Genomic DNA, 12501 nt, shown 5'->3' with positions numbered 1-12501 from the left:
TCTTTCAAACTTCTGAATCCCTTTGCAGATATTTTACCGCATTACCCCTGTTTTTCCTAGTATTTTCAATGGTTTCCGAGCTTTTTCCCACTGTTCAGTAAGCACTAATTAGAAAATAAAGTTCCGGTTTGCCGGACAGATACAGGGGCGCGCTTCTGTACGGGTATCTCCCATATGTGCGCTCTGCGGGACGGAACGCCCCGGACACCTGAATGTCCGGGGCGTTTTTGCTATGCTTCGCCTTTGGGCGGCACGTCTCCGGCCGGTTCGTCTTCCGCCGCGTTCTCCTCCGGGGACAGCCTCCGGCGGAGGGACGCCGCCAGGGCGTCCGCCAGCAGGTCCGCCGCCACCACCGCCGCGAAGATGGCGGAGAACACCGCAATGTCCCGCCGGGAGGACAGCCAGCCCAGGCCCATCAGCAGCAGCGTCAGGCAGTACCAGACGGCCCCGGCTGTCAGGAGCGTCCGCCTCAGGGAGGTTTTTTTCATTGGGGACCATCTCCTTTCCTGACGATGAGGTCCAGCTTTTCCGCCCGGGAGAGCCGCTTGATGGCATACTCCCGCCGGAGGGCAGCGGACCTGTCCGGCAGGGCCTCCCGGTACACCACCTCCACAGGCAGATGGGAGCGGGTGTATTTGGCGCCCTTTCCGCTCTGATGGACCGCCAGCCGCCGGTCCACGTCGGCGGCGGTGCCGGTGTACAGGGAGCCGTCGCCGCAGCGGAGCATATAGACCCACCACATGCGCCCTCGCCTCCTTTGCCGGTGGTCTTCACAGGGACAGCATACCACAGTTCCCGGAAAAGGGCAAAGGTGTTGGTGGGAGCTGTTTACCGTGTGTTGATGACTGCCGTCTGTTTATACGGGCAGATTCTCATCGCCCCAGGCCTTCATGCAGTCCAAAACGGATAAAAAGCTCCTGCCGAGTTCCGTCAGGGTATACTCCACCCGGGGAGGGACCTCACAGAAGTCCCGGCGAAGAAGGAAGCCGTCCGTCTCCAGCTCCCGGAGCTGCTTTGTCAGGGAGCTTTCCGTAATTTCCCCGATCTGACGGCGAAGCTGTCCGAACCGCCGGATATCACACTTGCCGATATACCAGAGAAGCTCGATCTTATATTTTCCGCCCAGCAGCTTCTGGACCGTGGAGATCGTTTTGCAGCGGCTGACTGCCGATTCTGATTTCCTCATTCTGCCTCAGCTCCCTTCCGTATCATCATACGCTGTTTCGCATCAAAAGAAAAGGGTACTTCAAAAAAGTACAGTACTTTTCTTTTTGATGCGCTTTGCTATAATGACGCCAGCGAGACAGTCATGCGCGGGCTCGTCTCGCCGCCCGCGCAGAATCCGTCAATATGAGGTGTTTATCGTGCATTACACAGGGACGATCTGGCGTCCGCCCTATGAGGCGGGCTCGCTGCTTCTGGAGGTAACGGCGGGCTGCACCCATCACAGGTGCAAATTCTGTACGCTGTACAGTGATCTGCCGTTCAAATTCAGAATGTCTCCCATGAAGAATATCGAGAGTGATTTGCTGGAGGCGCAGGTCCTGCGCCACAATCCCGCCTCCAGAATAACGGCCAAACTTCAGGGCCTGCCGCGCCCGGAGCCGGTACGCCGTGTTTTCCTGACCGGCGCGAATCCATTTGTCCTGAAAACAGAGAAGCTGCTTGAGATCGCGGCGCTTATCCGGAGGTATCTGCCGTCTGTCGGCTCCATCGGCTGCTTTGCCCGTATCACAGACTCTGCCGGAAAGACAGATGAAGAGCTGATCCTGCTCCGGCAGGCGGGCTATAACGGGCTGACCATCGGCGTGGAGACAGGGGACGATGCGGCGCTGTCCTTCATGCGGAAGGGGTACACTTCACAGGATATCCTGACACAGTGCGGAAGACTGGAGCGGGCGGGAATAGAGTACGGCTTCTTCTATCTGACCGGCATTTCCGGCAGGGGGAAGGGCGAGGCCGGCGCAAGGGCCTCCGCGGAAGTGTTCAATCAGCTGCATCCCTTCCTGATCGGCCCCAATATGCTGACGATCTATCCGGAATCCGAGCTGTATCAGGAGATCCAAAGGGGAAACTGGGAAGAGGAGGGCGAGCTTGAAAAATACCGGGAGCTTCGGACCCTTGTAGAAGATCTGAACATATCCACATACTTTGCGGCAATGGGGGCCTCCAATGCCTTCCAGCTGAGAGGGCGTTTGCCGGAGGAGAGGGAAACGCTGCTGGAGACGCTGGACAGGATCATTTCCGGAGTGGGTGAAGAGGAACTGCGGCGCTACAGAAAAAACCTCCCGCATCTGTAAGCGGCCGTATTTGCCGGACAGATGGGCGCGCCCCGCAGCAAAAATCACCGGAGGGAAAAGGCTTTCGACGCCTTGACGGCGGAGGGCGGCCGTGCTATCATGGGACCGTTCTGTTTAGAACATGAAGCGCGTATCCGGAAGGGAGGGCCTGGCTGTGGATTGTTTTGAGAATGTGGATTTTCTGGCCTTCCGCCAGGCGGTGCATCACCTGTATCTCCAGTCCTTCAGCGGCATGCTGCGGGAGTTCGGGCTTACCCAAATGGAGGCGGACATCCTGCTGTTTCTGGCCAACAATCGCCGGTACGACACGGCGGCGGAGTTGGTGAGCGTCCGGCACCTGACCAAGTCCCAGGTGTCCGGGGCCGTCGCACGGCTGGAGCGGCGGGGGTATCTCCGCCGGGAGCCGGAGGGGCGGAAGCTCCATCTGCGGCTGCTGGAGGCGGCGGAGCCTGCCGTCCGCCGTGGGCGGGTGTGTCAGGCCGGCTTTTTCCAGGCGGTGATGGGGGATCTGTCGCCCCGGGAGCGGGCGGAGCTGGGCAGGCTGCTGACCCGTCTGACGGAAAACGCCGGAGAGGCGCTGAGACAGTTGAACTGACGCGGCGGAAGCGAGGACACTCCCGCCGCGTTTTTTACGGCATGGCGGTCCCCGTCCCACGCATACAGTGGGAAGAAGGGGGAATGCTTCATGCTGACTGCGGCGCTGCTGCTGTTTGCCAACAATCTGCTGCTGTCCCTGCGGCTGTCGGGCAGCGGCTCGTTCCCGAAGCCGCTGACGGCGGCGGAGGAACGGGAATATCTGAACCGGTATGCCCAGGGGGACCAGGAGGCCCGGAACGCACTGATCGAGCATAATCTGCGGCTGGTGGCCCACGTGGCGAAGAAGTACTACATCCAGAGCGGGGAGCAGGACGATCTGATCTCCATCGGTACCATCGGACTCATCAAGGCCATCACCAGCTTCGATGGCTCCAAGGGCGCCCGTCTGGCCACTTACGCTGCCAGATGTATTGAAAATGCTATACTATCGCAGCAGAACAATCGGCGATTGAGGTGGCGGAACGGGTGTCTTTTGAGGCAAAATGGCGCCTGCTGGCGAGAGTGGGAGTCCGCTGCTATATTCTGATTTCCAATGTATCGGGTGCGGTAAAAGTAGCCCCGCTCCAGATTCTTCAATTTCCGGTGGTGCTGCCGCACAAGTTTCAGGACGCGGAAAAGTTCAATTTGCAGTTCCCGGACTTCTCAGAAATCACCGAAACAGCGGACAAGCTGCGCTGGCTTCGATACCAGAAAGGCCTGCGCCAGAGAGATGTTGCAGACTACGCCGGGATAGACCGGAGCACCTATGTCCACTACGAAGAATACGGCAAGGACCTCTATCCGCCGGAGCACATGGAGAAAATCGCGCAGCTTTTTGAAGTGCCGCTCGATACGCTTCTGGATGACTACAATCTATTTCTGAGAAATGGTCAGGGTGAGCAGATCAAGGCGATCCGAACGAAACTGGGGCTGACGCAAAAACAATATGCGGACAAGCTGGGCATCAGCCTTGGAAATCTCAAGCATTGGGAGCAAAACCGCAAGCAGATTTTCAAATCCACATGGGAGAAGTATTTCAAGCAGGGTCTTGAAAGCTGTGAATAATTTCAATAGAATTATTACAGAATCATTCAGGAGATACAGACCCATGATTATTAAATCTTCGACTGCACTGTGTAACGACTACAGCATGGTCTCTGATCTGGCGCATGAAAAAGCCGAACAGCGTGAGGAAACCTTGAAGCTGCGCGCAAAGCTGGAGGCAGCAGAGGCCGCTCGGCTTTCCGGCACACCTGCCTACACGTTGGAGGAATCCAGAAAACGGTTGGAGGCAATCTATCAGCGTGACTGACCTTGCGTTCAGCGGGAGCTTGAAGAAATCGCGCGGCTCTATATGAACCTTGTGGGGCCAAATTCAGCGAGAAATATATGAAAAACGAGCAGGCCGGCGTTCAATGCTGGTCTGCTCGTTTGCTATGTATTATTGCTGTGCTTTCAGATGCCTCACAGCGGCGTCTACCAGCTCCAGCTTCTGCTCCGTGGAACAGGGCAGCTTCTGGACGCTCTTCAGCGCCTGCTCGGACTGGAACTTCGCCAGCTCTTGCCCAAGCTCCTGCTGCGCCTGCTTTGATTTCGGGAAGATCAGAAATACTTCCATGGCTGCCCTCCTTTCCAGAGCGTTTTCTTCTTCAATCTATGCGTGTGTTCCGGCTGCTATGTAGACAAATAGAATTCGATTTTGCGGCTGCGAGGGAAATCGTATTGCCGTGCGGCTTTGGCGGTGCGCGGAGGCTTGCAATTCAAGGGCTTTTCGCCCCCAAATTGTCTACACCAGACCGCCGTTTGCGGGCGGATTTCGCCTTCTGTCGGCGGTGAACCTCCTTGGCGCAGGCGGGGCAGTATTTTGTCCTGCCAGAGCGGGCGAGAATGCCTGTGCCGCAGACTTCGCAGCGGCGGAGTTTTTTCGGGCTGAGAATGGCCTGTTCCAGCTTGGGCTGCTGGGGCAGCACGGCGCGGCGGAACCACCGGCAGATCAGGCTGCGGGAGATAAATTGCGGGCAAGCGCCGTCCAGCAGCAGGCAGTCGCCATCCAAGAAGTTACAGCAGCGCCTTGTAAGGCCGCGCACGCTGCGGAGCTGTCCTGGCGTCAAGCGGAAGAGCGTGCCATCCGGCAGCCGCTCGATGGGGTCAAGCTTGTGCATCTTCGCCCTCCTTTGCGATAAGCTTTGCATCCGCTGGGTAGTTCAGCGTAATGAGCGCAGGCTTGCCCAAGCCCTGCTTGCGTCGAACGATCAAGCCGCTGTATTCCAGCTCCCGGAAGATCCGCGTGGTGCTCTGGCGGCTGCGGTGGAGCTTCGTCTGCGCCTGCTCCAAGGTGAAGTACAGCCGAATTGTGCCGTCCGGCTCGACGTAGCCGTTCTGCCGGGAGATGCTGGCTCTGTCCAGCAGGAGAGCGTAGAGCACCTTTGCGTCGTTGCTGATGTCCCGCAGGGCTTCGTCTTGGAGAAGGAACCTTGGAAGCGGCACATAGGACGCCGCTGGGCTCTGCGCCGTGAGCTTGCAAAAAGTTCTCATCTGACCTCCTATCCCATCCATCCATTTTTGTGTTGATTGATTGATGGATAATTTTTTTGTATCTTGATTTATTTCTTATTAGTTAGAGCATGAATTTCAGTCCCGATGAGCGTCATGGAAACCGTCGTCCTGAAATCCGGTTGTGGTACGCTCCGGAGCGTCAGCTTGTCCACCGTCCGAAAAACCGGTGACGGAAAACCCACGTATGGAAAATCCCGTTGTGGTCAAAGTTCATCCTTTTGCCGTATCTTCAACAGCTCCCAGATTTCGGCCTGCCGCGCTTTCAGCTCGGCAACATCGTCTTCATAGCAGCGCCCGGTGCTGTTGATGCGGCGGCAAATCTGGTTGATGTTCGTGGCGACTCTGCTGACGGCAGCAGCCAGCTTCTTTTGCTCGGTGTAGTCCACCTTGATGATGTAGCCGTCGATGAGCATTTTCCGGGCGTAAGCACCGAAATTGTGCGTCCCCAACTGGCGCATTTTGTGCTGGATGAGATTCAGTTCCTGCTCGTTCAGGCAGATTTCCTTGCGGATGGGTCGCGTGCGATCTGGCATGTATTACTTCCCCCTCAGTTCCAGGCAGAACTCATCATCGCCTTCCTTCCGGATTTGCAGGTAATCCGTGTCGGCAAGTTCTGTTAAAACAACGAAAATCCTTTCCTCCGGCATGTTCAGCTGACAGGCCAGCTCCGACAGCTCAACGCCTTCATCGCCAAGGGCGTAGAGGATTGCGGCGAAGCCTTTTGCCTCAACAGAAAGGTGCGTGTCTTGCAGCAGTTCTGTGGGGACAGCGGTCATGTGGGTACGGTTGTGGTAAGTGATCATAATGTTTCTCCTTTCAATTTTGAAAAACTTTGTTTGAAGGGCGGCTTGGAAGCGAAGCTGTTTGCCTTTCACTTTACAACGGACAATTTTCAAGAGAAAAACAGGGGTCGAGAGAAAATTATTTTCCCCTTCTATATAACCAACGGACAAAATAAATCAGAGTGTCACGATTTTGTCTCGCAGACGTTTCTCTCTCACTTTACAACGGACATTTTTCTCAAAAAAACTTGGCACTCTCTTTCAAAAAACTTCTCTTGCCCCTGATCCCCCCTCTACTTAGCTAAGTGAATCAGAGGCCGGTTTTGTCCCAGATTTCTCGAAAAAGTTTCGGAGACGGCGAAACAATCTCTGTGCATTGCTCCAAATTGCCCTTTCTACTTTCCAACGGACAAAATGATGCGGAGAGTCACGGTTTTGTCATAACAAGGGCAAAAAAGAGCGCCTGCCACTACGACAAGCGCTTTGATTTTGCATCAATTATTCGAGCAAATCCTCTATATCTCTTTGATCGTATTCAGTTTTCCGCATCAGCCGACAGACGCCGTCCGCCTCATCCCGCTGCTGCAAAAGCTGGGCGAATGCCCGATAGAGTGCGGCCTGCCGCCGCTCGATCACGCCGCGATTCTGCTGCATAGCATCCGCTGCCCTGCGGATGGACAGCCCCTCGGAAAAGCGTTTCCGGAAGAGATCGGCGTAGTCGTTGAGCACTGTTTTGAGCGACTGCTGGGCAAACGCGAGATCCTCACACATGGCCTGATATGTCTCGCGGTTGGATATGCCGATGTACTGCTTCCGCTCCCGGATGAGTTTGTATCGCCGCAGGTCCATCCGGTAGTTTTCGCAGATGTCCTTGGCGTATTCATAGTAGGTTCTGCTGCAACGGATGGCGCGCTCCGCGTACTCGTCATCAACATAAGTGAAGGGCTTGCTCTTGGGCTCCGGAAAGCCGTCCTCATACACTTCACGGACGGTGCCTTCGTCGATCTCGCGCCGGGTCTGGCGGACGTATTTATCCCGCAGCACACCATCGACTTCGACCTGCTCGCAGAAGGAGGTGTACCGGATGAGGTAGTAATGCTCGTTGTCTTCTTTGGCAAAGCTGGCATCTTTGCAGACCACAATGGACTCGCCTGTGTCGATGTCCTTCAGCACCCGTACGACGAAAATAGGCTTTCCGTCGTACCGCGTATAAAATCCGGCAAATACCCGTTTGAGCGCCATAAGTGAGTCCTCCTTCCACCGATTTTCTTACAGTATAGCACAGATTTCGGCGGAGAGAAAGAGTGGCGTTGGGACAGAGAAAACTGGGATTTGAGAGAATAGCAAGCACAGCCGCTGTCCGGACACGCGGCGATTTTGGGAGTATCCCAAGCCCTTATGATGTTGACTTTAATCGGGAAACGTCAGTAAAAATTCGAATCAAATATCAATGAGCAAAACACAGAATGTGGATACAGGAAACGAGAATTAGATGGCTCTCATAAAGCAAGAGAGGTTCGCATTGAGGTGCGAAACTTTCTTGCTTTATGAGCGAAAAAGTTGTATAATAAAATCAATATTTGTACCCGGAGGTCGAACGGTGATGGCTATTTCATATAACAAGCTCTGGAAACTGCTTGTCGATAAAAAGATGAGCAAGGCTGACCTGCGCAAAGCAGCGGGCATTGCGCCTAATACCATGACCCGGCTGAGACGGGACGAAGAAGTTACACTCACAGTGCTTAATAGGATATGTTCTACATTAGAAGTGGATATCGGAGATATTATGGAGTTTTTGCCGAAAGAGTCCTGAAAAATGGACAGGTCATAAGATATACTAGTGCTGTAAGACTAGGAAGGAGGCCTGCAAATGTGGTGTCGAAATTGCAATATAGAGACGAATGAAAAGAATTGCCCCATTTGTGGGCATGTTACAGAAGAAGATATACCCATTGAAGTTATGTGGTGCCCGAAGTGTAGAACTCCCATTGTCAGAGCAGTGAATGATCAGGCAAAGCATGACTGCCCATTATGTTATGGCAAGGTATCCCATATGTCTGCTGATCTTCGTCCAGTATTTCCGGAGGAGCGACTTCTGCTAGAGTTGCTTCTTGATAAAAAGCCTAATGAGTATGTGGAAAAGTCAGTTTGGGCTTCGAATAGTAGGTACTATATTGATGGCAAATCATTAAACCTGTCTAGTTCTGTTTTTCAAACTGCTGATATCGACTCTCTTGCGAAAAAACTTGAGCAGCACTCGCCCCAAAATTCGTATGAATACTTTAACACACACATTGGGCATTTCATTGAAGCGAACAAAGATCGGCTACACTACTTGAAGGACGAAGCATTCTCTTTTGTTAGGCGGGCAGCAGAGAAGTTTGACGAAGAAAAAATTGTTATATCTTTTTCTGGCGGCAAAGACTCTACTGCCACCGCAGATGTTGTTGTAAAGGCTCTTAGTAATCCGAACTTAGTTCACATATTTGGTGATACGACTTTAGAGTTTCCCGCTACGCTGGAGTATGCGAGGCGTTTTAGAGAGAATCATCCGCAGGCAATTTTTGAAGTCGCAAAAAATGATGAGCAGGTTTTTTATGATGTATGTGAAGATATTGGACCACCCGCGCGGATGATGAGATGGTGTTGCTCGATGTTTAAGACCGGCCCAATCACTAGAATTATCAACGGCTTCTATCGCAATCAGCAAATCCTGACTTTCTACGGGATTAGAAAATCCGAATCTGTAAGCAGAAGTAAGTATAATAGAATTGAAGACGATGCTGCGTCAGTTAAGATTCAACAGCAGACAGTTGCTTCTCCTATCTTTTTCTGGAAGGATATTGATGTTTGGCTTTATATTCTTGCAGAAGGTGTCGATTTCAACGATGCCTACCGTTTGGGATATGACCGAGTAGGTTGTTGGTGTTGCCCTAACAATAATCAGCGTGCTCAGTTTCTCTCTAGAATTTATATGCCGGAACAGTCAAAAAGGTGGAGAGATTTTCTGATTCATTTTGCAGAAAAAATTGGAAAGCCTGACCCCGAAGTTTATGTCGATTCTGGCAAGTGGAAGGCTCGCCAAGGCGGTAACGGTCTTGCTTCGGCTGGAGATGTGAAGATTCGGTACACGAACTGCACAGCAGAGGAACATGCAAAAATCTATCGACTTGTACGCCCTTTTGATGATGAGCTTGTTGGTATGTTTGTACCCTTTGGTCGAGTCGCGCCTGAGTTGGGAAAAAAGCTCCTCAAAGAGGTCATTGTCCTCGATAGCAGATCCAATGTTCCTATTCTATCTATTCAGCCTTTTAGCCAAGATGGATATGAATATGCAGTCAAAGTGAAGACGATGAATGTCGCTGATCATGAGGGACTGCAAAGAATGGCGTCATATCAGATTCGCAAATTCAATGCATGCCGAAAATGTTTGAAGTGTGAGTCGATTTGCCGATCTGGCGCAATTTCGATTGTTGGAGATTATTATTTTATCGACCCCAACAAGTGTGTGCATTGTAAAATGTGCATTCATTGCCAGAAGATGCGATGTTTTTGCCGCCCGACTTCAAAATAAGGCCGTATCAGGAGAGCGCAATTCAAAATTGGAAAGAAAACGGTTATTGTGGTATTTATGACATGGCAACGGGTACGGGGAAAACCCTAACCGCATTAGCAAGTATTGAACAACTGTTTTCGGACAATCATAAACGATTAGGCGTTGTGATTGTCTGCCCTTATCAACACTTAGTTGAGCAATGGGTTGAAGACATTGTTCGGTTCGGCATCAAACCGATTGTTGGGTATTCAAGTTCTTCTCAGAAAAGTTGGAAGAAAAATTTAGCGCAGGCGGTGCGGTCGTTTAATCTCCGCGTCTCGGACTTTTTCTGCTTTATTACGACAAATGCATCCTTTGTGACAAAAACAGTTCAAGATCAGATAGGCATTCTCTCTGAGGATGTAGTATTTGTGGTTGATGAAGCACACAACATGGGTGCCTCAAATTATAGACGGTATTTACCGGATAATATAAAATACCGTCTAGGTTTATCGGCAACCATTGATCGACACAATGATGAATCTGGAACTACTGCCTTAGCGAAGTATTTTGGCAAAAAATGCATTGCGTACTCCCTAAAGGATGCAATAGATAGTCAGATGCTAACGCGCTACTATTATTATCCGGTACTCACCTATTTGGATCAGGACGAACTCTCAGACTATCTTTCGATTACCGGACAACTAGCAAAAGCAATCCATAAGAAGAACGGGAAGGTTGTTTTAACAGAGCGTGCAAAGCAGCTTTTAATTAAACGGTCTAGAATTGTTGCTGGTGCAAAGGGAAAGTTACCTGAATTACAGCGTCAAATAGCTCCTCATATTGATGATAAACATATTCTCGTATACTGCGGGGCAACAACGGTGCGTGATGAAGATGATGCTGACTTCAGTAAAAGGCAAATTGACCTCGTAGCAGATTTGCTAGGAAACACCCTTAACATGCGAGTAGGACGTTTTACCTCCCAAGAGTCGGCGCAAGAGCGAGCACAAATTCGCGAGGCATTTGCAGAAGGCAATGCACTTCAAGTATTAGTCGCTATCAAGTGCCTAGATGAGGGGGTCAATATTCCGAGCATAAAGACAGCGTTTATCCTTGCTAGTAGTACAAATCCAAAGGAATACATTCAAAGGCGTGGGCGAGTGTTACGAAAGTTTCCGGGAAAAGAGTTTGCTGTAATATATGATTTTATAACGCTGCCATTCCCCGTTAACACAATTGCCACGCAAAATAGTACGATTATTGATTCTACTAAAGGCCTTATTAAAAGAGAACTTATCCGCATGATGGATTTTGCTGATATAGCAGAGAATCCATCAAGTACCTTTGATTTGGTATATGATCTTAAGCATGGGTTCAATATTTCGGAAGAAGAACTATTAGGTGAGGAGGACAGCGACAATGTTATCTGATGAAATCAAGAAAGTTCCTATCAATGAACAGAAACTTTCCCAGATGAAAAAGCTGATTATCTCTGCGGAGCGACAGAATCTCAAAACTGGTGAATTTACGACACCGGATATGATTAAGGCAATTCGTAAAATCATAGAAAAGAACGCAGATTAAGGGGGTGTTGTCATTATGTTGATCAAGAGCATTACATTGCACAATTTTCGACAATTCAAAGGAAAACAAAAACTTGAATTCTCCAGTGATTCCGATAAAAATGTAACGGTGTTGCTCGGCGATAACACTTTCGGCAAAACTACGATTCTTCAATCTTTTAACTGGTGCTTATACGGAGTCGCGGATTTTCCCAAAGATAGTAATCCAGAGTTTTTGCTGAATCTTGAAGTTGCGAATGAGTTGGCTGGTGTCCAACAGAAATGCGAAGTTTATGTTGAGCTGATTCTTGAGCACAAAGGCATGGAATACATCATCCTTCGCAAGCAGCCATATATTGATAGGGGCTATGGAAATTGGACCGCTTTGCAGTCACAGTTGAGTGTATCATATAAGGAGAGCGGAATTACCAAGCAAGTGCGCGAAGGCGAGGAACAGAGGATTATCAACAGTATTCTTAGAGCGTTTTGGAGTACAATAATTCTTGAAGGCATACTTCCCGAAGATGAATTGCGATTGAGAATAAGCAAACTTGCACTAGATTTCACTCCATCCATTCTAGTTGATCAAGCTCTTGCAACGGGAATCTTAATGACCTGTAATAGAATGATCATGATTTCACGGGACACGTTCCTTGATGCTTTTGAAAAGGTCTGCGATCCGGATGATAGGGCGGCACAAATATTACAATTCCGAACAGAAGGAGAAAGCCTTCAGAATATTGGTGATCTGTTTGAGTTGACTCGTGAGCGAGTGAGGCAGATTACGGTTAAGCTTGTACATAAATTTCCCTTACTTTTTGAGGATTACTTTAGTGAACCATATCAGTACTTTCATCTTCTGAAGGCTGAGTTTTGCGGAGCCTTTCCAGATGTTGCGGAAGAGGGGTATGAATACCTCTCAATTCGCTATCAACGAGGCAAGATTCCTCTTACGAGTGAGTCTCTTTCAGAGTATAAAGGAACGTGGAAAACGCAGCTTAATGCATTCTTGCATGAAAAGGAAGTATGCAATGATAAGAAATCCGTATCCAAAACAGAAATGGTAATGCGGGTATTAATTAGTGCTTACTGAACAGTGGGAAAAAGCTCGGAAACCATTGAAAATACTAGGAAAAACAGGGGTAATGCGGTAAAATATCTGCAAAGGGATTCAGAAGTTTGAAAGA

Annotated in this window: 19 protein-coding genes; 10 read left to right on the top strand and 9 right to left on the bottom strand. The window is 50.3% G+C overall.

From position 1 onward, the window contains the following. Positions 1-230 precede the first annotated feature (230 nt). From ACTNBU_RS11355 to ACTNBU_RS11345, 3 genes are all read right to left on the bottom strand, one after another. Positions 231-488, bottom strand: coding sequence for a hypothetical protein (locus ACTNBU_RS11355; RefSeq protein ID WP_441034053.1), 258 nt, complete (start codon positions 486-488; stop codon positions 231-233). Then, entirely contained in the window at positions 485-742 is a 258-nt protein-coding gene (locus ACTNBU_RS11350; protein ID WP_441034051.1) for a GIY-YIG nuclease family protein, read from the bottom strand. Before ACTNBU_RS11350 ends, ACTNBU_RS11355 begins: the two co-directional genes overlap by 4 nt. A 114-nt stretch (positions 743-856) precedes the next feature. Next, the gene (locus tag ACTNBU_RS11345; protein ID WP_441034050.1) at positions 857-1186 is read right to left on the bottom strand and encodes a winged helix-turn-helix transcriptional regulator; all 330 of its coding nucleotides are present in this window, start codon (positions 1184-1186) and stop codon (positions 857-859) included. Between the two features lie 178 nt (positions 1187-1364). Between ACTNBU_RS11345 and ACTNBU_RS11340 the strand changes: the two genes are divergently transcribed. From ACTNBU_RS11340 to ACTNBU_RS11320, 5 genes are all read left to right on the top strand, one after another. Further along, on the top strand, positions 1365-2300 hold the full coding sequence (locus tag ACTNBU_RS11340) for a radical SAM protein (RefSeq protein WP_441034055.1): 936 nt from the start codon (positions 1365-1367) through the stop codon (positions 2298-2300). A gap of 154 nt (positions 2301-2454) precedes the next feature. Beyond that, complete coding sequence (locus ACTNBU_RS11335) at positions 2455-2895, top strand: MarR family winged helix-turn-helix transcriptional regulator (RefSeq protein ID WP_441034048.1); 441 nt, start codon at positions 2455-2457, stop codon at positions 2893-2895. A gap of 90 nt (positions 2896-2985) precedes the next feature. After that, complete coding sequence (locus tag ACTNBU_RS11330; RefSeq protein WP_441034046.1) at positions 2986-3423, top strand: sigma-70 family RNA polymerase sigma factor; 438 nt, start codon at positions 2986-2988, stop codon at positions 3421-3423. Then, on the top strand, positions 3363-3941 hold the full coding sequence (locus ACTNBU_RS11325; protein ID WP_441034045.1) for a helix-turn-helix domain-containing protein: 579 nt from the start codon (positions 3363-3365) through the stop codon (positions 3939-3941). Before ACTNBU_RS11330 ends, ACTNBU_RS11325 begins: the two co-directional genes overlap by 61 nt. A gap of 43 nt (positions 3942-3984) precedes the next feature. Further along, a complete protein-coding gene (locus tag ACTNBU_RS11320) occupies positions 3985-4188 on the top strand; it encodes a type II toxin-antitoxin system Phd/YefM family antitoxin (RefSeq protein ID WP_441034043.1) in 204 nt (67 codons plus the stop codon). Between the two features lie 129 nt (positions 4189-4317). Here ACTNBU_RS11320 and ACTNBU_RS11315 read toward each other — a convergent pair whose 3' ends face one another. The 6 genes from ACTNBU_RS11315 to ACTNBU_RS11290 all read right to left on the bottom strand — a co-directional run bounded on the left by ACTNBU_RS11315 (position 4318) and on the right by ACTNBU_RS11290 (position 7456). Next, positions 4318-4494, bottom strand: coding sequence for a hypothetical protein (locus ACTNBU_RS11315; RefSeq protein ID WP_441034041.1), 177 nt, complete (start codon positions 4492-4494; stop codon positions 4318-4320). A 142-nt stretch (positions 4495-4636) separates the two neighbouring features. Further along, positions 4637-5038 carry a cysteine-rich VLP protein gene (locus ACTNBU_RS11310; protein ID WP_441034039.1) on the bottom strand — a complete coding sequence of 134 codons (402 nt, stop codon included), beginning with the start codon at positions 5036-5038 and terminating at the stop codon, positions 4637-4639. Then, positions 5025-5411: a replication initiator protein A gene (locus tag ACTNBU_RS11305; protein ID WP_441034037.1), complete on the bottom strand. Its 387-nt coding sequence runs from the start codon at positions 5409-5411 to the stop codon at positions 5025-5027. Before ACTNBU_RS11305 ends, ACTNBU_RS11310 begins: the two co-directional genes overlap by 14 nt. A gap of 224 nt (positions 5412-5635) precedes the next feature. Next, positions 5636-5965 (bottom strand): plasmid mobilization relaxosome protein MobC, encoded by a 330-nt coding sequence (gene mobC / locus ACTNBU_RS11300; protein ID WP_441034035.1) that lies wholly within the window; start codon positions 5963-5965, stop codon positions 5636-5638. A gap of 3 nt (positions 5966-5968) precedes the next feature. Then, on the bottom strand, positions 5969-6235 hold the full coding sequence (locus ACTNBU_RS11295) for a hypothetical protein (RefSeq protein ID WP_441034033.1): 267 nt from the start codon (positions 6233-6235) through the stop codon (positions 5969-5971). A gap of 477 nt (positions 6236-6712) precedes the next feature. Continuing rightward, positions 6713-7456 carry a hypothetical protein gene (locus ACTNBU_RS11290; RefSeq protein ID WP_441034031.1) on the bottom strand — a complete coding sequence of 248 codons (744 nt, stop codon included), beginning with the start codon at positions 7454-7456 and terminating at the stop codon, positions 6713-6715. A gap of 361 nt (positions 7457-7817) precedes the next feature. On the opposite strand from ACTNBU_RS11290, the gene ACTNBU_RS11285 reads away from it, so the two are divergent. From ACTNBU_RS11285 to ACTNBU_RS11265, 5 genes are read left to right on the top strand one after another with little or no spacing between them, the layout of a single operon-like run. After that, complete coding sequence (locus tag ACTNBU_RS11285) at positions 7818-8027, top strand: helix-turn-helix domain-containing protein (protein WP_441034029.1); 210 nt, start codon at positions 7818-7820, stop codon at positions 8025-8027. A 57-nt stretch (positions 8028-8084) separates the two neighbouring features. Beyond that, complete coding sequence (locus tag ACTNBU_RS11280) at positions 8085-9788, top strand: phosphoadenosine phosphosulfate reductase domain-containing protein (RefSeq protein ID WP_441034027.1); 1704 nt, start codon at positions 8085-8087, stop codon at positions 9786-9788. Further along, positions 9746-11182, top strand: a complete 1437-nt coding sequence (locus ACTNBU_RS11275) for a DEAD/DEAH box helicase family protein (RefSeq protein WP_441034025.1) — start codon at positions 9746-9748, stop codon at positions 11180-11182. Before ACTNBU_RS11280 ends, ACTNBU_RS11275 begins: the two co-directional genes overlap by 43 nt. Further along, positions 11172-11336: a hypothetical protein gene (locus tag ACTNBU_RS11270; RefSeq protein WP_441034024.1), complete on the top strand. Its 165-nt coding sequence runs from the start codon at positions 11172-11174 to the stop codon at positions 11334-11336. Before ACTNBU_RS11275 ends, ACTNBU_RS11270 begins: the two co-directional genes overlap by 11 nt. Before the next feature lie 15 nt (positions 11337-11351). Further along, positions 11352-12407, top strand: a complete 1056-nt coding sequence (locus ACTNBU_RS11265; protein ID WP_441034022.1) for an AAA family ATPase — start codon at positions 11352-11354, stop codon at positions 12405-12407. Positions 12408-12501 lie beyond the last annotated feature (94 nt).

The organism is Dysosmobacter sp. HCP28S3_G4 (assembly GCF_052065175.1).
Taxonomy (GTDB): domain Bacteria; phylum Bacillota; class Clostridia; order Oscillospirales; family Oscillospiraceae; genus Oscillibacter.
Note: the sequence above shows the minus strand (reverse complement) of the source record. Positions and strands in the feature narration are given on the sequence as shown.